The organism is Massilia sp. CMS3.1 (assembly GCF_051262535.1).
Taxonomy (GTDB): Bacteria; Pseudomonadota; Gammaproteobacteria; order Burkholderiales; family Burkholderiaceae_D; genus Telluria.
Genome location: NZ_JBIMES010000001.1, coordinates 229,561 through 249,425, shown reverse-complemented (window position 1 = coordinate 249,425; position 19,865 = coordinate 229,561). Strand labels below are relative to the sequence as shown.

The following is a 19,865-nucleotide window of genomic DNA, read 5'->3' as shown; positions in this document are numbered from 1 at the left end:
GGCACGGTTGCCGAGGGGCAGTTTACGGTCGTTTCTTGCCCCTAAGGATGGGGTTCCTGCCGGCCGGCCCGGCCGGCACCGCCCCGGCCTAATAGCGCCTGGCAATACCTCTTTCTTGCTCTGATGCTAACAACCTCGTACACTGAGCCATGCTGGCTGGCCGCTGTCGGAAGCAAAGGCGCGCCTCGACTCGGTCACCGCATCGAAAATTTCCTCAATAGCAATGTATCCCGTACACTGATTGCTGAAGAACGTCTGCAACCGGGCCGGGTGCGGACCTCCCGCGCGAGGCGCTGCTGGCCTTCTTGGATGGGAAGGCCGCCATCTGCCGCATTCCGGACGACGTGGTGCGTAACAAGGCGCTGTCAATGGGCGGCACCGGCAAGATCCAGAAGAACAAGCTGCGCGACGTTTGCCACGAACACCGTTTGCCAACCGCCTGACCAGGACAAGCCATGACCAAGAGACTGCTTTCCGCCCTGCTTGCTGCCATGCTGCTGCCAGGCGCCCTCCATGCAAATGAACTGTCCAAGGCTGTCGCGCAAGACTACGACACCCACCTTGCGCCGCTGCTGGATTACTTCCACCGCAATCCCGAGCTGTCTTTTCTGGAGGTGAAAACCGCGGCGCGCATGGCCAAGGAATTGCGCGCGGCAGGTTTCACCGTCACCGAGGGCGTCGACGGCACCGGCGTGGTGGCGATCCTGAAGAACGGCCCCGGCCCGCTGGTGATGATGCGCGCCGACATGGATGGCTTGCCGATGCTGGAAAAATCCGGCCTGGCGAATGCCTCGACGGCGACCCAGAAAGACATGGAAGGCAACATGACACCCGTGGCGCACGCCTGCGGCCATGACATCCACATGACCAGCCTGGTCGGCACGGCGCGCCGCATGGCTGCCGAGCGCAGCCAATGGTCCGGTACCTTGATGCTGGTCGGGCAACCGGCCGAGGAGCGCATCGGCGGGGCGCTGGCGATGATGAAGGACGGCCTGTACAAGCGCTTCGGTAAGCCGGATTTCGCGCTGGGCTTCCACGTCAAGGCCGACATGGCGACGGGCAAGGTGCACGCTTCCGAAGTCTCGCCGTATTCAGGCGCGGACACTGTCGAGATTGCGATCAAGGGCGTCGGGGCCCATGGCGCGCAGCCGCACCGCGGCAAAGACCCGATCGTGCTCGGCGCGATGATCGTCATGGGGCTGCAAACCATCGTCAGCCGCGAACTCAGCCCGCGCGAGCCCGGCCTGATCACGGTGGGCTCCTTCCATGGCGGCACCAAGGCCAACATCATTGGCGACAACGCGAAACTGCAACTGACCGTGCGCAGCGAAAGTCCGAAGACCCGCGACCTGTTGCTGGGGGCCATCAAACGCATGGCCGAGAACACGGCGCGCGCCGCAGGCATGGCGGAAAACGAACTGCCGGAGGTAAGACTGGTCGATACGCCTGCCCCGCCGGTTCTCAATAACGTCGAGCTGGTGCGGCGCCTGCGCACGGTCTGGACCGGCAGGCTGGGCCCTGGCGCCATTGGCGAAGAAGAGTTTCGCGAAGGGATGGGCTCGGAGGACTTCCCCATGTTCGTGACCGATCCTTATATCCCGAGCGTCTATTTCACGGTCGGCGGCACGGCACCGGAGAACATCGCCTCCGCCAAGGCGGGCAAGCTGCGCCTGCCGAGCCATCACAGCCCGCTGTTCAAGGTGGAGCACGGGCCGGCGGTGAGGATGGGCGTCGAATCGACGGTCGTGGCTTTGCAGGACTTGATGCGCAGGCCTTAGCTTTAGTTCAGCGTTTAGTTCAGCGGATCCTGGTGCCGGCTTCCGCAGCAACGGCTTCATATGTTCGCCCCGTCCTGGCGTCGACTGTCGGCCAGGGACCGTCGTTCAAGTCACCGATCCGATGACTGATTCATGCGAATTTCTAAAATGATGGGCGAATATGAGTGCAGAAGAGCGCGACATGAGCGCAAGCGGTCCGGGTCGGCCGCCATGAAGCGTCTCCTTCCGTTGCTGTTGCTGCTGACGGCCTGCGGGCCGCAGCTGGCGCCGCCAGGGCCGGGTCCGGGAGCCGATCCAGACGCGTATCGCGCGGCGGCGGCTTCCGGTGTCGCCGTCTACGCTGTCGATCCGCACGCCTCGCTACTGGCCGTCACGGTACGCCGCGCGGGCCTGATGGCGCGGCTCGGGCACGACCACGTGGTGGCCAGCCACACCCTGGCGGGCTATGTTGCTCCTGGCGCCGGCCACGCCGACGTCTCATTTCGTGTCGACCAGATGACCGTCGACGAGCCGCAAATGCTGCGCGACGCGGGCATCGACAGGCAGCCGTCATCGAAGGCGGTCGAGGGCACACGCGCGAACATGCTGGGGCCCGTGCTCGACGCGCAGCGCTATCCGGTGGTGACGCTGCATGCCGAACGGCAGGCCGACGGCCGGCTGCGCATCGCCGCCACGCTGCACGGCACCACGCGCTGGCTCGCGCTACCGGCCACTGTCAAGGTCGAGGCGGCACAGGTGACCGCAAGTGGAACGGCCCGCCTGAAGCAGACCGATTTCGGCATAACGCCGTTTTCAGTAGGGCGCGGGCTGCTATCGGTACAGGACGAACTGGAGGTGCGCTACCACATCGTCGCACGGCGCCAGAGGCCGTTCGGGAACCCATAGAGCGTGTGGACGGGAGGCTCGGATGGGCAAGGCGCGCCTGCCCAATCACCACCGCAACGACTCATGAAACTGCGCTGCTAACTTGTCACCCGGACCCACCCGCATGTTACGCTCGACGGATGGTATATCGCATCTTGAACATGCTGTTGCTCGGGTGCGCCTTAGCGGCCTGGGGCACCGCGCCGGTGGCGGCGCAGCCTCACGTCCCCAAGTTCGAACTGAACGTGAAACGCGTCGATGGGACCCAAGGAGGCAGGGCCTACCAGATCGCTTCGAGCGGCACCGTGGCGTCCACGCCGGATGTTGTATGGCGTATTCTCACTGATTACAACCATTTGGCCGATTACCTTCCGAACCTGAAAAGCGCTCGGGTGGTGTCCCGCAATGGTGACAGGGTCATTGTCGAACAACAGGGAGCTGCGCACTTCCTTTTCTTTAGCCAGACTATCCGCTTGGTTGTGCAGGTACACGAACGGGCGCCGGATCGAATCGACATCAGCCTGATCGACGGCGACATGAAAGTCTACCGCGCCAGCTGGGAGCTCAGTCCGTTGGCCGGCGCTGCCGGCACCAGGGTGGTGTACCACGCCACCATTGAACCGAAGTTCGATGTACCGGGGGTAATCGGGACAAGCGTGGTAAGGAAGGATATTGCCAAGATGATGGCGGCAGTGCTATTGCGATTGGATCGGCAGGAGTAGTTGGCAAGATAGCGTTCAATATCTGCTAGCGCGGAGCGACAACGTCGCCGATATGCGCGTTCTGGACCCGAACGCTAGTTTTCAGCCCGCGAGCCGCTCGACAAATGGTATGGCGGCGCGCTTGCGGCGCTGCTAACCTACCGCCCAGCGTTCTGGCTCAACGCTTGCGCTTCTCGCTTTCCCAATCTCGCGCGTCAAAGTTTTTTACCGCGGCACGGATAGGTGTCCAGGCCTCGTTCCGCTCGCAGTCGGTTACGCCCTCGACTTGTTTGACGCGCGCGATGGCAGCACGTACGTGGTTTGCGTCCTCCAGAAATTCCCGGTGCTGTTCAGGGAAAGCGAAGTGCCGGGCGAACATATCGTCGCGGTCTTCCTGATCCAGTTCGCTCGTGATGCCTCCTGCTAAGCGAGCCCGGTGTTCGCTGCACTTCTATAGCTCGTTTTCACATTATTTCAAACATTCATGACGAACACGTCGAATTGGCTCGAACGCTTATACGGAGTCGATAACGGCCTTGCAGTGATAGTTCGCTTTTCGTACAAACATATATGGCGCAGCAAGCGCTGATGACCCTTGCTGCGCCACCGTGCCGGAATCGTTTATGACACTCTCTTTTTCATCGACGTTATCGACTTGACGATTTGCTGAGGCTTCAACAAGGATGGCACCATCGACCAACGATCGATTCCCGCATTGCCAATACGAAGCATACCTGTATGTCGTTCAAGACTTTCATCAACTGCCGGGTCAGGATCAACGAAACCCAGGGTCTTTCGAACAATGTCAATTTCCTTCCTTCTCCCTGTCAGCAGCGTCCAGCCAGGCGCAATGCCATACCGCCTAGCGTATTCCTGCAAATCACGTGCCTTGTCAACCTCTGGCTGCAGGGTGATGGAGAAGAAGAAAATATCGCGACCCATCCGGCTGCCGAGCATTTTCTGCACTTGAATCAAGTTAGCTGTATTTGGCGGGCAGATATTTTGACACGCCGTGTAGATCATGTTGAATACGACGACCTTGTTCCCTTTCACAAGGTCGTCGTAAAACCTGACCCCCTCGCCAAGGTGAGTTTGCAGCACCACATTTGGCAAGTACTCTTTCGACTGCGGTCGCGCTGCAATTGCTGGAATCGCTGCGGCTACCCCAAGGGCGCTTAGCAGAAAATTTCTTTTGCTGTTCATTTTTGGCCTCAGGCTTTAACAACGTCATAGCGAATCATCATGGCGCTATCCTCATGCGCCGTTTGGTGGCAGTGCATCATGTACTTTCCGACATAGTCGGTGAACATAACGAGCACACTCATTTCAACGCCCGGCAAGAGTGGAATAACGTCTTTGCGGCCAGCCCATTCGGGTGGCGGCCTCCTCCCGTCGTACGAGAGAATGCGGAAGTCATCCAAGTGGATGTGAATTGGATGGGCCCAGCCACCACCAATATCGAACTTCCAAATTTCTGCCTGGTTGTGTTTTACGACTGCGTCAACCCGCTCAGGATCGAAGAACTTGTCATTGATGGTCCATTGTCCATTTTTCCGTCCAAGTTCCCATCGACGGGTGCGCACGATGTTGGTTGGCATGGGAGGCAAGGCGCGGAGGAACGCAGGAATCGGCTGTGAGTCAGTCGTCTTTTCACCAATGTCAAAGCGCATCAATCGAACGGGCTTGTTCAACAGGCTGCCACTGGGCTTACGCGGGTCAGTTTGTTCCAGCCTGTTGACGAGGTACAGTTTGGTGCCAGGTGGATACTTGCCGAAGTCGATGATGATGTCCGACCGTTCCGCCATACCCATGAACAGCTTCGTCATCTTCACTGGGCGCTCCAGCAGGTTGCCGTCACTTGCAATGAAGTGAAACTCCTGGTCTTTACCAGCTTCATTGTGAAGGTGAAACTGGAAGTACCTGGCCATGGACGCGTCCAACAGGCGGAAGCGATATTTTCTGCCCTCAACCTTTAGGTAAGGCGAGACCGTCCCGTTGACCATCATGAGGTTACCCAGGAAGCCCTCAGGGTCCAACTGATTAAATACGAGGTTACCGCCAACATCAAACTTTTTGTCCTGCACTACCAGCGGAATGTCGTACTTACCAACTCCACTTGGAAGACGCAGTGCCTTCGGGTTTGGGTCGTTCTCATTGCCTGAATCGATTTCATCGAACACGAGGTACATACCCGCAAGACCACGATAAACGTTGGGAGCGGTAAACTCTTCGCGATGGTCGTGATACCACATTGTTCCGCAGATGTTGCGTGGATCACCTTTGCTCGGGTAGTTTGGATAGTGATTATCGTAAAAAGCACCCTTGTCACTAATCGTTGGCCCTTTATCTTCCCTGCTGTAATAGTTTCCTGCATAGCCATCCGACTCGGAGCCAACGTGCGCGCCGTGAAGGTGTGTACTTATTTCAGGAGAACCAAACCCTTTATGATCTTCCGGAAGATTGTTAATGAAGCGCACCATTGTTGGCGTGAAGCTGCGTTCCACAAACGTTGGGCCAGGAATTGTCCCGTCATATGTCCACACCTGTTCGAGTGGAAGCTCAGAGTGAAAACGATGGGTTGAGACGCCTACATTTACAATGTACTCGCTCTCCGCACTCGGTGGAAAGCGATCAAAGACCTGATGCGGATCGCGTCCGCACTCTCCTTCTACCCTAAATTTCGCGCATTCTGGATGCATTGGTTCTGACACCTTAATTGCTGGCACAAACAACGGGTCTTTAAACGGCGTGACATAAGGTGTTGGGACTGCAACAACTTGCCCAACTACAGCACTTGTTCCAAGACCAGTTGATGCGAGTACGCCTGCTGCGGCGGTACCCTTGAGTAAATCGCGGCGACTATTTTTCATTTTAAGACATCCTTTCAGGGATCACACCATAAAATGCCGCCAATTTCTCAATGGCAGTTCTGTTCTTTTGTGAAACATTAGTACCGTTTAGTAATGCTGGCGAAGATAGTTCCCGCAGGAGCAAGAAACGCGTTCGGACCATAGACTGTCACACCGAGACTTTGATACTGAGCCTTAACTGGAGTTTCATCTGCAACGTATCGAACGTGGGTGTGGTCAGTAGTAGATAGTCTTCCTACGCTTTAATTTAAGGCATAGCCATTTTCATGTACAGAGCATTGACTAATAAACTAATCCAATACCGGTGCAAAGACGGGTCATTCCAGGAAACGAAGTGAGGGCAGTGAAAATTTCTCCACCCCAACTGGAACGGCTGTGTTATCCGGGCGACGGCGATGTCTGCCTGCTTGGAAGAAATCTTTAATTAATGATCGGAGTGTTTTTTCCATAGCGCCAGTTTGCGGGGTGACGCGAACTATAGTTAGCCCAGGAAATACCCAAATTTAACGCGACCGTATAATAGCGTGAGCTAACATCGGCGCGGGCGCGTTACCAGGTTCCTCGATGTCGGTTTCGATTCTCCCAATGGACTATTTGGGAGTGAGGTAACATTGCAACATTTGTATCAAAAGTGCAGGACCAGAACGGGTTTGATTCAGGATTGCAGCGAATAAATACAGACCTGCCGCGCCTTATCTCTAGCTAAGCTGGATATCGATTGAAATTCAGCAAGATGGCGGCTGTATTCGCAAACCTTGGGTTTCCTGCCCGATGAACTGGTGGTGGCGCACGTCCAGACCGGGCGGCTGGTGGGCGTGATGGAAGACTGGTGTCCGCTGTGGCCGGGACTGGACCCGTTTTACCCGAGCCGGCGCCATCCCTCGCGCGCTCGCCCTGGTGATAGACGCGATCCGATAGCAACAAATCTAGTGTGAAAGAAACCCACCGACCCGCCCGCAATTGGGGGAAAATGACGGAATTGACGCACTGGAACCACCCCATTGAACGCTTCTGTCACCGACACCGACAATCACCTCGTCCTCCTGAGCAGTAAAAAGCGCCCGGCGGCGCGCCTTGTCCTCCTGATCACGACGCTGGCCTGCCTTCTGGTCCTCGTTGCCGGCGCCCGGTTCGTTTCGACGTCCCGGGACACCCAGCTGCGCGAAGCCGAAGTCGCCAACACGAACATCGCGCGCATGATCGCGGTGCAGGTCGAGTCGAGCCTGAAAACGGCAAGCGTCGCGCTGGTTGACATCGCCGAGCGTGCCGAACACGATGGTGTCGGCAGTGACGCGATGGAGCGCGTGCAAGTGCATCTGGTCGAGATCGCCAAGACCAGCCCGGAGCTGCACGGCCTGTTCATCTACGGCGCCGATGGCGCATGGCTGGCGACCGCCCTGAGCCGGCCGTCCCAAGGCAACAATGCGGACCGCGAATACTTCAGTTACCACCGTGCCAATCCGGGCCGCGAAGTGCACGTAGGCCCGCCAATCAAGAGCAGGTCCACCGGCGTCTGGATCATTCCCGTCTCGCGCCGCATCAACCTGCCCGACGGCAGCTTCGGCGGGGTCGCGCTTGTTACGCTCAGGGTGAATTTCTTCGAGCGTATCTATGACGAGCTCGACGTCGGCGCAACCGGTACAGTGTTTCTCGCGTTGAACGAAGGCACGCTCGTCTATCGCCGCCCTTTCGACGAAAAACTAATCGGCACCAACATTTCCCAGGGTCCCGTGCTGCAGGCATTACGCAAACATGGCCCCGGTTCGTCCATCCTGGTCTCGAGGATCGACGGGATCGAGCGCCTCTACAGTTACCGAAGCGTGGACAACTTCCCTTTCGCAGTGGCGGTCGGACGCACCAAGGACGAGCTGCTGGCGAACTGGCAGCGCTCGGCAATCCTGCTCGGCGCAGCCGTACTGGCGATCTGCGCGATGTTCGCGCTGCTGGCGAAAAAGCTGATCCGGCAAATCATCATCCGCGATCGTCTCGACGAACAGCTGCGCGCCCGTTCGGACGACCTGGAACAACATAATGTCGGCCTGCACCACCTCGCGCACACGGACAAGATCACCGGCGTCGCCAACCGGCTCGCATTCGACGAGGTGCTCGAGGGAGAGCTCAGGCGCGCACAACGCGGCGACAACTGCCTGTCGCTGATCATGCTCGACGTCGACTACTTCAAGAAATTCAACGACCGCTACGGGCACCCGGCAGGCGACACCGTCCTGCGCGGCATCGGCCGGGTATTGTCGGAACAAATCATCCGCGCCGGCGACCTGTGCGCGCGCTACGGCGGCGAGGAATTCGTCGTGGTCCTGCCCAGTACCGGCCGGGCCGGTGCGGCCGCCGTCGCAGAACGCATTCGCGCGGCGATCCTGGCCTTGGAGCTCACGCATGCCGACTCACCCATGCACATCGTCAGCGCAAGTTTCGGCGTGGCGACCATCGACCCTGGCGCCGATGCCAATTTGCGGCCCGCCGATATCATCGAACGCGCCGACCGTCAGCTGTACGAGGCCAAGCGCGGCGGACGAAACAGGGTGTGCGGTGAAACCGCAGCCTGAACCCATCCGGCGAGGCTGGCGGCCCCTTACTGCTCGTCGCTAGCCTTTTCCATCCATTCGGCCGCCTTGCCGTTCTCGATCTCTTGGTTCGCGATATGGGTCATGGCGACCGTCGGCGCCGCGTCGCAGGGCGTCCTCTTCCTTGCCGGCGGAACGCTTAAATAGCGTCACGCTGGCGCCCAGCGCGTTGGCCAGTTTCAGGGCCATGTGACCGAGGCCGCCGGGAACGACAACGGAGACCTTGCTGCCCGGCCCTACCTTCCAGAGGCGCGGCGGCGACCTGCTACTCGAGCCCCTTCCACCAATGGGCAAACGATTGCTGCGGATCGCCCAGATTGATCGGCTCACCAATCCGTGGCGTCAGGAGCCGGTAATTCTTGCCCTTGCTGGCTTCGAGCGCGCGCTCGAACGGCTCATCCCAGGCATGCCGCGCCAGGCTGAAGCGGCCGGCGTGGCCGCTCAGCAGTGCCCCCGTGTCGAGGATCTCGGCCGCACGCGATGCCTCTTCCGGCGTCATGTGGATGTCGGCCCACTTTGCGTTGTACTGCCCGGCGTCGAGCGCGACGAAATCGAAACGCTCGAAGCGCTTGCCGATGTCGGCGAAATGCGGACCGAAACCGGTATCGCCGCTAAAGTACAGGCGCCGTCCCGACGTCTCGAGCGCATAGCTCGCCCACAGACTCTGGTTACGCTGCATGAAGCGGCCCGAGTAATGCTGTGCGGGCAGGACATGCACCTGCACACCGGGCGCCACCTCGACGCTGCTGTTCCAGTTCATCTCGCGGATCTTCGCAGGCGCATATCCCCAATGCCGCAGATGGGCGCCGTTGCCGAGTCCCGCGATGACCAGGCCGGTCTTGGGCTCGAGGGCTTTCATGGTCGCGTGGTCGAGATGGTCGTAGTGGTCGTGGGTAATCAGGACGACGTCGATGGCGGGCAGATCCTCGATCGCGAACGGGCTGCTGCCGTCGAAAGCGCGCACCATCCAGGGCAAGGGTGCCGCGTAGCTGCTAAATACCGGGTCGATCAGCAAGCGCTTGCCGCCGATCTGCACGAAGTAGGACGAGTGGCCCAGCCAGACCACGATGTCCTGCTCGCGCGGCAGTGCGGCCAAATCCGTTTTGACGGAGGGCAGCGCGACGGTTGGCGCTGTCCGGGGGTCGCGCGGCTCGAAACGGCCGCGAATCATCCTGAACGCCATGCCCAAGCCGCCAGGGCGCGGGGGCGAAGCGACCTCGTTGCGAAACGCGCCGTCGCGGTATTGCGGCGCGCCTTGCAACTGCTGCTGTTCGGGCAGTTGCCCCAACGTGGGCGCCACGTAAGCGCAGGCGCTGATACCGAGGGCACACATGAGCGCGGTGCTCACTACAAGAAATCGTTTCACTGTTGCTCCACCGAGAAAGAAATTGGGAGCATGATACTTCGGTCGCGCTCAATGCGAATTTTCACGCGCGACAGTTCGTGACGCCGACCCGCACATGAACGAAAAAGCCCGCCGGTATTTACCGGCGGGCCATGCTGTTCCATGCACTGTTACAGATCAGGCCGCGGCAGCCGCCCGCCGACGCCCCAGGGCTGCCACGCCGACCGCACCAAGGCCGAACAGCGCGATGCTCCCAGGCTCGGGCACTTCGGCGACAAGGAAACCGCGGATCTCGCCGCCGGGGAAAGCTTCGGTATGAATGTTCAGGTAGCTGCGGCCGGCTGCCATGCCGGCCAGGAGTGCCGTCAGCGCGCCATCCACGGTACCTCCGCTTCTGGTGATGAAAGCCGGGGCGTAGGTGGCAGAGTTCAGCAAGTCGAAGGTTTCGGTGTAATTGCCGGACGTGACCCCAAGCGGAAACGCCGGGAAGCTTGGCAGCGAGGTTGCGACGCCGATATTACCCACCCCGGGGATAGCCGTACAGCAATGGATGTGGGATGCCGTCGTTATTCCAGTGAGCCCTGAAAAGATCGCGTTGACGGTCATCATGCCGGTGGCGTCATCGATCATCACCGTCGTTCGACCGGTCGCCGGCGAGTTGTTCTGCGGGGCCTCGTTCAAACCACTCAGTGTTGCCGAGTAGGTAATGACGGCCGCGTGCGCCGCCCCGCCGCCAAGCATCAGCAGGGAGATGGAACAAGCAAGAGCAAGACGTTTCATGACGAATCCTCCGAAGTGGGTGTGCTACCCATGAAGCATAAAATGTGCCGATGCATCGTTGCGGGGCATTGACGGGATAGACTCTTGTTGAGCTGTAAAATCGGTCGACAAGCGATCGATACCATTCGTTATCACCCGATTCCTGATGGAATTCATCGTCGCGCGTCAGGGAATTCGCACAACGGCGATTGCCGTCATTCGACCGCGTGACATGGCCGGATGAGAGGCGTAGAGTCTTGAAGGTACGGGTAGATGGCCGACCATGCTGCGCGTGCGAGGTGAGCAGCTTTCCAGTCGCGTTTTCCCCTTGAATGAAAAAGGAGACAACATGTACAAGACCATCGTCGTCCACGTCGACGACAGCAGCGCCATGGAATCGCGCCTGCAAGCGGCGGCCTGGCTCGCCACGCTGCATGAAGCCCATCTCGTGGGCAGTGCCGCCACCGGGCTGTCCTGGTCGTCCTACGCCTTGCTGACCGGCTCGATGGCCGTGACGCCTATCGACGAATTCAACCTGCTCTGCACGAGTGCGCGCCAGTGCCTGCGCGATTTTGCCGAACGTGCGCGCCAGCTCGGCGTGGAATCGGTCGAGGAACGCCTGGTCGAGGACGAGCACCGCCACGCCCTGCTGCTGCAGTCGCGCTACGCCGACCTCGTCGTCACGAGCCAGGACACGGGCGCGCGCGACAGCGTGCGCGGCCTGCCGCAGTACGTGGCACTGCACGGCGCACGGCCGGTGCTGGCGGTGCCGCCCACCTATGCCGGCGAGCCGATGACGAACGACATTGTCGTCGGCTGGGACGGCAGCCTGCAGGCGGTGCGCGCCATGTCGGCGGCCATGCCGCTGCTGGTACGCGCCCGCAGCGTGCGCCTGGCGCTGGTGAATGCCGAGCGTGAATCAAGCCTGCATGGCGACGAGCCCGGCGCCGACATCGCCCTCTACCTGGCGCGCCATGGCGTGCGCGTCGACGTGGTCAACGAGAAGACGGCGGCGCCCGTCGGCGAGGCGCTGCTCGGCATCGCGCAGGCCCATGACGCCGGCCTGCTGGTGACCGGCGCCTTCGGACACAGCCGCTACCGCGAACTGGTGCTGGGCGGCGTGACGCGCGTGCTGCTCGAGCGCAGCAAGGTGCCGGTGCTGGTGGCGCACTGAGGTTGTCGGGCGTTTCGAGATTCGAACTTGGTGCCGCGTGGACTCCCGACTCCACGCTGTGGAACGTCCGCATCAAGGCAGCTTGTCGGTCCCCGCCTTGGCCTCGATCAGTCCGGCCAGCAAGGCGTCACGTGCCGGCGCCAGTTGCGCCGAATCGCGCCCTGACAGTGCCGCTTCCACCCCCGCACTGAGCTGCTGTTTCAGCTCCTCGGTAATATTGGGCGTGCCGAGATCGGCCCACCAGCTCTCGATCGGCGCTCCCAGGTGGTCCAGCATGTGTTTTATCCCACCCTCGCCGCCAGACAGGTGCAGGTTCAGGAAAGGCCCCATCAGCGCCCAGCGCAGGCCCGGGCCATAGGCGATCGCCGTATCGACGTCCGCTACCGTCGCCACGCCCTCCTGCACCAGGTGGAAGGCTTCGCGCCACAGCGCGGCCTGCAGCCGGTTGGCGATATGGCCAGGCACTTCCTTGCGTACGTGGATGGGTCGCTTGCCGATCGCCGCGTAGAAGGCCATCGTGCGTTCGACCGTTTCGTTTGACGTCAACGCGCCGCCAATGACTTCGACCAGCGGGATCATGTGCGGCGGATTGAACGGGTGGCCAAGCACGACGCGCTCAGGGTGGCGGCAGGCAGCTTGCACCACGCTCATCAACAGGCCGGACGAGCTCGACGCCAGGATCACGTCGGGCGCCAGCAGCGCGTCCATGTCGCGAAACAGCGCAAGCTTCAGGTCTTCGCGCTCTGGACCGCTCTCCTGAACGAAGTGCACGCCGTCCAGCGCCCGTTTCAGGTCGTTTGAAAAACGCAGGCGCTCCGGCGAGGCGCCTGCGGCCAGGCCCATTTTTTCGAGAATCGGCCAGTGCGCGCGCACGGTCTCGCGCAGTTTCGCCTCCGCTCCCGGCATCGGGTCGCAGGCCGACACATCGAAGCCGCGCGCCAGGAAATACGCGGCCCAGCTGGCGCCGATGACGCCGGTGCCGATGACGCCGATGCAAGTGATATCCTCAGTCATACGCTTCCTCACGCCGATTTCTTGTTCAGCCCCAGATAGGTATCGATCACTTTCGGATCGTTCGCCAGTTGCGACGCCGGCCCTTCCATCACGACCTCCCCGGTTTCCAGCACATAGCCGTAGTCGGCCGCCTGCAGCGCCGCCCGCGCATTCTGCTCGACCAGCAGGATCCCGACCCCGGTTTCCCTCAGGCGCACGATGACGCGGAAGATCTCCTTGACGATCAGCGGCGCCAGCCCCAGGCTCGGTTCGTCCAGCATCAGGAGCGCCGGTTTCGCCATCAGCGCACGGCCCAGCGCCACCATCTGGCGCTCGCCGCCGGACATCGTGCCCGCCGCCTGGGTGCGCCGCTCGCGCAGGCGCGGAAACAGTTCGTACACGGATTCCAGCTCCGCCGCGTAATCCTTTTCGCCGCGCTTGTAGCGCGTGTAGCTGCCCAACAGCAGGTTGTCCTCGACGCTCATGGTCGTGAACAGGTCGCGGCTCTCGGGCACCAGGCTCATGCCCTGGGCGACACGGCCCTCGACCGGATACGCGCTGACATCGACGCCGCGCAGCAGCACCGCGCCCGTGGTCGATGCGTTCGACACCAGCGCCCCGGCGATCGCATTCAACATGGTCGACTTGCCGGCGCCGTTCGGGCCGATGACGGTCACGATCTGCCCTGCGCCCACAACCACGTTGAGCCCGTGCACCGCTTCGACCTTGCCGTAGGCGACGTGCAGGTCCTTGATTTCCAAAATCGGTATCGCCATCAGTCGATCCCTCCGAGATAGGCTTCCAGCACGGCCGGATCCTGCTGCACCTGGGCCGGATTGCCTTGCGCGATCTTCGTGCCGAATTCCATGACGATCAGGCGATCGGTCAGGTTCATGACGAAGTCCATGTCGTGCTCCACCAGCAAGATGCTCATGCCCTCGCCTTTCAGTTTATTCAGCAGGGTGGCGAGTGCTTGCTTTTCCTTGTAGCGCAGGCCCGCCGCCGGTTCGTCGAGCAGCAGCAGCGCCGGGTCGGCGCACAGCGCACGCGCGATCTCGAGGATGCGCTGCTGGCCCAGCGCCAGGTTGCCGGCCTGCTCGTACAGCAAGCCGCCGAGGCCCACGCGTTCGAGCTGCGTTCGCGCCTCGAACAGCAGCGCGGCTTCCTCGCCGCGGTCGAGCGCCAGGCTGCTCGCGAACACGCCGCGCTGGGCACGCAGGTGGGCGCCGATCGCCACGTTTTCGAGCACCGTCATTTCCGGCAGCAGGTGCACGTGCTGGAAGGTACGCCCGATACCGAGCTTGACGATCTCGCGCGAAGGGAGCGAGTCGATCCGGCGCAGGCTGTCGCCGCTACGGAGGCGAACCTCCCCGCTGGTGACCGGCAGTACGCCTGTCACCAGGTTGAACATGGTCGACTTGCCGGCGCCGTTCGGGCCAATCAGCCCGACGATCTCGCCGCTATTGACCGTAAACGTCAGGTCGTTCACGGCCACCAGCCCGCCGAACTGCTTGCGCGCCTTCTCGATCACGAGCAGTGGATGGCCAATGGCAGGCTTGGCGCGCTGCTCCAAAACCGGTGCAGTGTCGGGTGCCACCGCGTCAGGACGCTGCGGCAGCCAGCGCGCGATAAAAGGCCAGATGCCGTTGCGGGCGTGTTGCAAGAGAATGACCATCAGGATGCCGAAGACGATGATCTCGAAGTTGCCGCTCGATCCGATCAGGGTCGGCAAATAGCTTTGCAGCTGGTCCTTCAGGATCGTGAGCACGGCCGCCCCGAGAATCGCGCCCCACAGGTAGCCAGCGCCGCCGATGACCGCCATGAACAGGTATTCGATGCCCGAGTTCAGGCCGAAGGGCGACGGATTGACGGCGCGCTGCAGGTGCGCGTACAGCCAACCCGACACGCAGGCCAGCAAGGCGGCGATGACGAAGATGCGGATCTTCATCGCCGCGGTGTTCACGCCCATCGCTTCGGCCATCAGGCCGCCGCCCTTCAGGGCACGGATCGCGCGGCCGGAACGGGAGTTGAGCAGGTTGCGCAAGAGTGCGACGGAGACGAGCAGGATCAGCCAGATCAGGAAGAACATGTTCTTCCCGGACCCGAGGTCGATGCCGAACAGGCTGATCGGAGGAATACCGCCCAGGCCGTCATACTTGCCTAGGAACTCCAGGTTCCCGAACAGGAAGTACAGCGACAGGCCCCAGGCAATCGTCCCGAGCGGCAGGTAGTGACCGGACAGGCGCAGCATGATGGCGCCGATGAACAGTGCCGAGGCGGCGGTCACAACCAGGCCGACGACCAGGCCGAGCCAGGGCGAGATGCCGTGCGCGGTCGAGAGGTAAGCGGTGGCATACGCGCCGAGGCCGACAAAGGCGGCCTGGCCGAACGAAGTCAGCCCGCCGACGCCGGTGAGCAGTACCAGCCCGAGCGCGACGATCGCATACAGGCCGATGTAGTTGCCGAGGGTGATCCAGTAGGCCGGCAGCGGCAGCAGGCCGAAGACCAGGGCGGCCAGTCCCAGCCAGGTCAATGGATGGCGCTTCATTCGTCGCCCTCCTCGACCTGCGGATGGACGATCGAGCGCCACAGCAGCACCGGAATGATCAGGGTAAAGACGATGACCTCCTTCAGGGCACTGGCGTAGAACGAGGAATACGCTTCCAGCAGCCCGACCAGCAAGGCGCCGGCGGCCGCCAGCGGATAGCTCGCCAGGCCGCCGATGATGGCGCCGACGAAGCCTTTCAGGCCCATCAGGAAGCCGCTGTCGTAATAAATGGTGGTCAGCGGCGCGATCAGCACGCCGCACAGGGTGCCGATGGTCGACGCCAACAAGAACGCCAGGCGCCCGGCCTGCGTGGTGCCGATGCCGACCAGGCGCGCGCCGCGCCGGTTCACGGCGGTGGCGCGCAAGGCCTTGCCCGACAGCGTGCGGTCGAAATACAGGTACAAGGCGCCGATCAACAGCGTTGCCGCGACGATCACGACGATGCTCTGGCCCGAGATGGTGAGCGTGCCGACGTTGAACACGGCATCGGAAAACGGCGTGGTGCGCGAACCTTCGGCGCCGAAGATCACGAGGCCGATACCCATCAGCGCCAGGTGGACAGCGACGGCCACGATCAGCAGCACCAGCACCGGACTTTCAGCGAGCGGCTGGAAGGCCAGGCGATAGATCATCGGCCCCATCGGCGCGACGATGGCGAAGGTGAGCAGCAGTTGCGCCAGCATCGGCCAGGACGATCCCTCGGCCGACTTCGCAACGAGGAAGACGGCCGCCGGGAAGATCACGAACTTGAACAGGCCCATGCCGAGCGCGCGGCGACGGTTCACCTGCCCGGCCGGACTGCGCATGGTGGTCAGCAGCTCCTGCAGGAAGGCCGCCACGCCCAGAATCACGAGCAAGGCGGCACTGTGCGGCACCTTGCCGGCCTGCAGCGCCGCCATGGTCAGCGCGCCGAACGCAAGGAATTCGCCAAGCGGGATGAAGATCACGCGGGTGATCGAAAACACCAGTACCAGCGCCAGCGCCAGCAGCACGTAGACCGCCCCGCTGGCAATGCCGTCCTGGGTCAGGATGGCGAAAATCGTTAAATCCATACCGCTGCCTGGGGCGTGCCATGTGTCCTGCGGCACGGCCCGCGTGGCCCTCCTTTTTCGAATGTCGTTATACGGCCAGGGGTAGCTGCTTTCCATCCACCATGGTTAAATGATATGCGAAAACAGTTGAGGAACCGACATTTTTTCCGTCTTGTCAGCCTATACTATCGTTCAGGTTTTCAAAACAACGAAGGAGACAGCATGACCCGCATCCACAGCATCACCACCGCCAGCAAGAGCGCCGTTCTCGCCGCCCTCCTGAGCGCCGCCTTCAGCGCCCACGCGCAGATCAAGGTCGGCGTGTCGATCTCGACCACGGGCCCTGCGGCTTCGCTCGGCATCCCGGAAAAGAACACATTCGCGCTGCTGCCCAGCGAGATCGCAGGCCAGAAAGTGCAGTACATCGTGCTCGATGATGCTTCCGACGCGACCCAGGCCGTCAAGAATGCGCGCAAGCTGATTTCGGAAGACAAGGTCGACATCCTGATCGGCTCCTCGGTCACGCCGACCTCGCTGGCCATGCTGGAAGTGGCGGCCGAAACGGAAACGCCGATGATCACGATCGCCGGCGCCGCGCGCATCGTCGAGCCGATGGACGCCAAGCGGCGCTGGGTCTTCAAGACCACCCAGCACGATGGCCAGATGGCCGCGGCGATTACCCAGCACATGTCGAACGCCGGCGTGAAAACGATGGGCTTTATCGGCTTTGCCGACGCTTACGGCGAAGGCTGGTACGGCGAAGCGGTGAAGTTTGCCCCGGCGCGCAGGATCAAGCTGGTGGCCAACGAGCGCTTCGCCCGCACCGACACTTCGGTCACCGGCCAGGTCCTGAAAATGATGGCGGCCAACCCCGACGCGATCCTGATCGCCGGCTCCGGCACCCCGGCCGCGCTGCCCCAAAAAGCCCTGCGCGAGCGCGGCTATAAAGGCAAGATCTACCAGACCCACGGCGTGGCCAACAGCGACTTCCTGCGCGTCTGCGGTGCCGACTGCGAAGGCACGTTTGTTCCGGTCGGCCCGATGCTGGTCGCGAACCAGCTGCCGGACACCAATCCGATCAAGAAGACGGCGCTGACCTATGTGACCAAGTACACGGCCGCGCACGGCAAGGACAGCGTGTCGACCTTTGGCGGCCACGCCTGGGACGCCTCGCTCCTGCTCACGGAAGCTGCCAAGACGGCTGTGCCGAAGGCCAAGCCGGGCACGAAAGAGTTCCGCGCCGCGCTGCGCGATTCGCTCGAGGCGCTCAAGAACGTGCCGGCTTCGCACGGCATCTTCAACATGAGCCCGACCAATCACCAGGGGCTGGACCAGCGCTCGCAGGTGATGGTGAAGATCGAGAAAGGCGCGTGGAAGTACGTGCCGTAATTGCGACGGCCACACGGCGAAGCGGTAGCAGAAAGCGAAAAGCGATGCTTGCGGCTGCATGCATCGCTTTTTTACGTCCTGCCGCGGCGCTCACGCCGTCAGGCCTCGGGCGGCGCCGCTTCGCTCGGGTCGCGCAGGACCAGGGCTGGCGCCACCGACAGCGCGAGCACCCGCCCCGCACCGGGCAAGCCGGCGCATTCGTTGTTTTGAATACCGTACAAAAACTGTTCGGACGTTTTTGATTTAGATCAAATACAAACCAAAACGCGGCGAGGAAACTCGATCGGGAAGCCGGCGTCGACCCGCCGGCCAGGGGCCCGCCATGGATTACAAGACCATCCTCGTCCACGCCGACCTGTCGCGTCATGCGCAGGCGCGCGTGGAACTGGCGGCCCGGCAGGCCGCCCAGCACGGCGCACACCTGATCGGCGCCTACGGCCACAGTCCCTTCCATGAACTGATCCTGGGCGGCGCCAGCCGGACCGTCCTCGCCGACAGCACCACTGCGGTGCTGATGGCCCACTGAATGCAGGCCTGCGCTTCGCGCTCGAGGAGACCACCATGACCACCATGAACGCAGCAACCTTCGCCGGCCCCGGACGGATCGTCCTCGGGCGCAAGCCGGTTCCCGTCGCCGGCCCCGGCGAGGCAGTGATCAAGGTGACGATGACGACGATCTGCGGCACCGACGTGCACATCCTGAAGGGCGAATACCCGGTCGCCGAGGGCCTGACCATCGGCCACGAACCGGTCGGCGTCATCGCCCAGCTCGGGGCCGGCGTCACCGGCTACCAGCTCGGGCAGCGTGTCCTCGCCGGTGCGATCACGCCTTGCGGCCAGTGCCACACCTGCCTCGACGGACATGGCGCGCAGTGCGGCGGCCATGCCCTCGGCGGCTGGCGCTTCGGCAACACGATCGACGGCTGCCAGGCCGAATACGTCAGGGTGCCGCATGCGATGGCCAACCTGGCCCCCATTCCCGATGGCCTCACCGACGAGCAGGTGCTGATGTGCCCCGACATCATGAGCACCGGCTTCGGCGGCGCCGAGAACGGCGCGATCCGCATCGGCGACACGGTCGTCGTGTTCGCCCAGGGACCGATCGGGCTGTGTGCCACGGCCGGGGCGAAGCTGCGCGGCGCGAGCCGCATCATCGTCGTCGACGGCGTGCCGGAGCGCCTCGCGATGGCGCGCCGCCTGGGCGCCGACGAGACAATCGACTTTCACGCCTGCGACCCGGTCGAGCAGGTCATGCGCCTGACGGGCGGCATGGGCGCCGACGTGACGATCGAGGCGCTCGGCACCCAGCAGACCTTCGAGAGCTGCCTGCGCACTTTGAAACCGGGCGGCACCCTGTCGAGCCTGGGCGTCTACTCGGGCAAGCTGGGCCTGCCGGTCGACGCGTTCGCCGCGGGCCTGGGCGACCACCGCATCGTCACCACGCTCTGCCCGGGCGGCAAGGAGCGCATGCGGCGCCTGATGAATGTCGTCGCCGCGCACCGGGTCGACCTCGCGCCGCTGGTCACGCACCGCTTCCGCCTCGAGGACATCGAGGCGGCCTATGAACTGTTCGCCAACCAGCGCGACGGCGTGCTGAAAGTGGCGATCACGCCTTGACGCGGCTCCACCGCCGCCACATTCATCCTGGAAGGAGGCGTCATGTTCCAGCGCATCCTGGTACCGACCGACGGCTCCGACGTCGCGCGCCAGGAAGTGGCGGCGGCGATCGCATTCGCACGGGGTGTGGGCGCCGGGATTGCAGGCTGATGGCCGGAAGCCAGACCCGGCAGGTACTCACTGCCGCGCCGGTGCCCGTGCTGGTCTTGAGTCC

Annotated in this window: 19 protein-coding genes and 1 pseudogene; 9 read left to right on the top strand and 11 right to left on the bottom strand. The window is 62.4% G+C overall.

Annotated elements, in window-relative coordinates:
- Nucleotides 1–305 precede the first annotated feature (305 nt).
- From ACHAC9_RS01035 to ACHAC9_RS01020, 4 genes are all read left to right on the top strand, one after another.
- Entirely contained in the window at nt 306–443 is a 138-nt protein-coding gene (locus ACHAC9_RS01035; protein WP_435756247.1) for a hypothetical protein, read from the top strand.
- 12 nt (nt 444–455) lie between these two features.
- Nucleotides 456–1,778, top strand: coding sequence for an amidohydrolase (locus tag ACHAC9_RS01030; protein WP_435756245.1), 1,323 nt, complete (start codon nt 456–458; stop codon nt 1,776–1,778).
- A 210-nt stretch (nt 1,779–1,988) separates the two neighbouring features.
- Nucleotides 1,989–2,663 (top strand): YceI family protein, encoded by a 675-nt coding sequence (locus ACHAC9_RS01025; protein WP_435756243.1) that lies wholly within the window; start codon nt 1,989–1,991, stop codon nt 2,661–2,663.
- A gap of 140 nt (nt 2,664–2,803) precedes the next feature.
- On the top strand, nt 2,804–3,364 hold the full coding sequence (locus ACHAC9_RS01020) for an SRPBCC family protein (RefSeq protein WP_435757227.1): 561 nt from the start codon (nt 2,804–2,806) through the stop codon (nt 3,362–3,364).
- Nucleotides 3,365–3,521: 157 nt separating this feature from the next.
- On the opposite strand, the gene ACHAC9_RS01015 is transcribed toward ACHAC9_RS01020, so the two are convergent.
- The 3 genes from ACHAC9_RS01015 to ACHAC9_RS01005 form a co-directional block, all read right to left on the bottom strand.
- The gene (locus ACHAC9_RS01015) at nt 3,522–3,722 is read right to left on the bottom strand and encodes a DUF6582 domain-containing protein (protein ID WP_435756241.1); all 201 of its coding nucleotides are present in this window, start codon (nt 3,720–3,722) and stop codon (nt 3,522–3,524) included.
- 242 nt (nt 3,723–3,964) lie between these two features.
- Nucleotides 3,965–4,546, bottom strand: a complete 582-nt coding sequence (locus ACHAC9_RS01010) for an SCO family protein (protein ID WP_435756239.1) — start codon at nt 4,544–4,546, stop codon at nt 3,965–3,967.
- Between the two features lie 8 nt (nt 4,547–4,554).
- Nucleotides 4,555–6,213 (bottom strand): multicopper oxidase domain-containing protein, encoded by a 1,659-nt coding sequence (locus ACHAC9_RS01005; protein ID WP_435756237.1) that lies wholly within the window; start codon nt 6,211–6,213, stop codon nt 4,555–4,557.
- A 1,001-nt stretch (nt 6,214–7,214) separates the two neighbouring features.
- On the opposite strand from ACHAC9_RS01005, the gene ACHAC9_RS01000 reads away from it, so the two are divergent.
- On the top strand, nt 7,215–8,777 hold the full coding sequence (locus ACHAC9_RS01000; RefSeq protein WP_435756235.1) for a sensor domain-containing diguanylate cyclase: 1,563 nt from the start codon (nt 7,215–7,217) through the stop codon (nt 8,775–8,777).
- Nucleotides 8,778–8,888: 111 nt separating this feature from the next.
- Here the strand turns inward: ACHAC9_RS01000 and ACHAC9_RS00995 are convergent.
- From ACHAC9_RS00995 to ACHAC9_RS00985, 3 genes and pseudogenes are all read right to left on the bottom strand, one after another.
- A pseudogene (locus tag ACHAC9_RS00995) lies at nt 8,889–9,056 on the bottom strand (NAD(P)-dependent alcohol dehydrogenase); the annotation flags it as partial.
- 4 nt (nt 9,057–9,060) lie between these two features.
- On the bottom strand, nt 9,061–10,161 hold the full coding sequence (locus tag ACHAC9_RS00990; RefSeq protein WP_435756233.1) for an MBL fold metallo-hydrolase: 1,101 nt from the start codon (nt 10,159–10,161) through the stop codon (nt 9,061–9,063).
- A gap of 156 nt (nt 10,162–10,317) precedes the next feature.
- Nucleotides 10,318–10,920: a CHRD domain-containing protein gene (locus ACHAC9_RS00985; protein WP_435756231.1), complete on the bottom strand. Its 603-nt coding sequence runs from the start codon at nt 10,918–10,920 to the stop codon at nt 10,318–10,320.
- A gap of 328 nt (nt 10,921–11,248) precedes the next feature.
- Here ACHAC9_RS00985 and ACHAC9_RS00980 point away from each other — a divergent pair, with 328 nt between their 5' ends.
- On the top strand, nt 11,249–12,073 hold the full coding sequence (locus ACHAC9_RS00980) for a universal stress protein (RefSeq protein ID WP_435756229.1): 825 nt from the start codon (nt 11,249–11,251) through the stop codon (nt 12,071–12,073).
- Between the two features lie 72 nt (nt 12,074–12,145).
- Here the strand turns inward: ACHAC9_RS00980 and ACHAC9_RS00975 are convergent, their stop codons facing one another.
- From ACHAC9_RS00975 to ACHAC9_RS00960, 4 genes are read right to left on the bottom strand one after another with little or no spacing between them, the layout of a single operon-like run.
- Nucleotides 12,146–13,087: a 3-hydroxyacyl-CoA dehydrogenase NAD-binding domain-containing protein gene (locus tag ACHAC9_RS00975; RefSeq protein WP_435756227.1), complete on the bottom strand. Its 942-nt coding sequence runs from the start codon at nt 13,085–13,087 to the stop codon at nt 12,146–12,148.
- 8 nt (nt 13,088–13,095) lie between these two features.
- Nucleotides 13,096–13,842, bottom strand: a complete 747-nt coding sequence (locus tag ACHAC9_RS00970; RefSeq protein ID WP_435756225.1) for an ABC transporter ATP-binding protein — start codon at nt 13,840–13,842, stop codon at nt 13,096–13,098.
- Nucleotides 13,842–15,614, bottom strand: coding sequence for a branched-chain amino acid ABC transporter ATP-binding protein/permease (locus ACHAC9_RS00965; protein ID WP_435756223.1), 1,773 nt, complete (start codon nt 15,612–15,614; stop codon nt 13,842–13,844). Before ACHAC9_RS00965 ends, ACHAC9_RS00970 begins: the two co-directional genes overlap by 1 nt.
- Nucleotides 15,611–16,666: a branched-chain amino acid ABC transporter permease gene (locus ACHAC9_RS00960; protein WP_435756221.1), complete on the bottom strand. Its 1,056-nt coding sequence runs from the start codon at nt 16,664–16,666 to the stop codon at nt 15,611–15,613. Before ACHAC9_RS00960 ends, ACHAC9_RS00965 begins: the two co-directional genes overlap by 4 nt.
- 201 nt (nt 16,667–16,867) lie before the next feature.
- On the opposite strand from ACHAC9_RS00960, the gene ACHAC9_RS00955 reads away from it, so the two are divergent.
- A complete protein-coding gene (locus ACHAC9_RS00955) occupies nt 16,868–18,034 on the top strand; it encodes an ABC transporter substrate-binding protein (protein WP_435756219.1) in 1,167 nt (388 codons plus the stop codon).
- A 98-nt stretch (nt 18,035–18,132) separates the two neighbouring features.
- On the opposite strand, the gene ACHAC9_RS00950 is transcribed toward ACHAC9_RS00955, so the two are convergent.
- Nucleotides 18,133–18,255: a hypothetical protein gene (locus tag ACHAC9_RS00950; RefSeq protein ID WP_435756217.1), complete on the bottom strand. Its 123-nt coding sequence runs from the start codon at nt 18,253–18,255 to the stop codon at nt 18,133–18,135.
- A gap of 101 nt (nt 18,256–18,356) precedes the next feature.
- Here ACHAC9_RS00950 and ACHAC9_RS00945 point away from each other — a divergent pair, with 101 nt between their 5' ends.
- Together ACHAC9_RS00945 and ACHAC9_RS00940 are read left to right on the top strand one after the other, a co-directional pair.
- Nucleotides 18,357–18,560 (top strand): hypothetical protein, encoded by a 204-nt coding sequence (locus tag ACHAC9_RS00945; protein WP_435756215.1) that lies wholly within the window; start codon nt 18,357–18,359, stop codon nt 18,558–18,560.
- A gap of 35 nt (nt 18,561–18,595) precedes the next feature.
- Nucleotides 18,596–19,651 carry an NAD(P)-dependent alcohol dehydrogenase gene (locus tag ACHAC9_RS00940; RefSeq protein WP_435756213.1) on the top strand — a complete coding sequence of 352 codons (1,056 nt, stop codon included), beginning with the start codon at nt 18,596–18,598 and terminating at the stop codon, nt 19,649–19,651.
- The last annotated feature ends 214 nt before the right edge of the window (nt 19,652–19,865 follow it).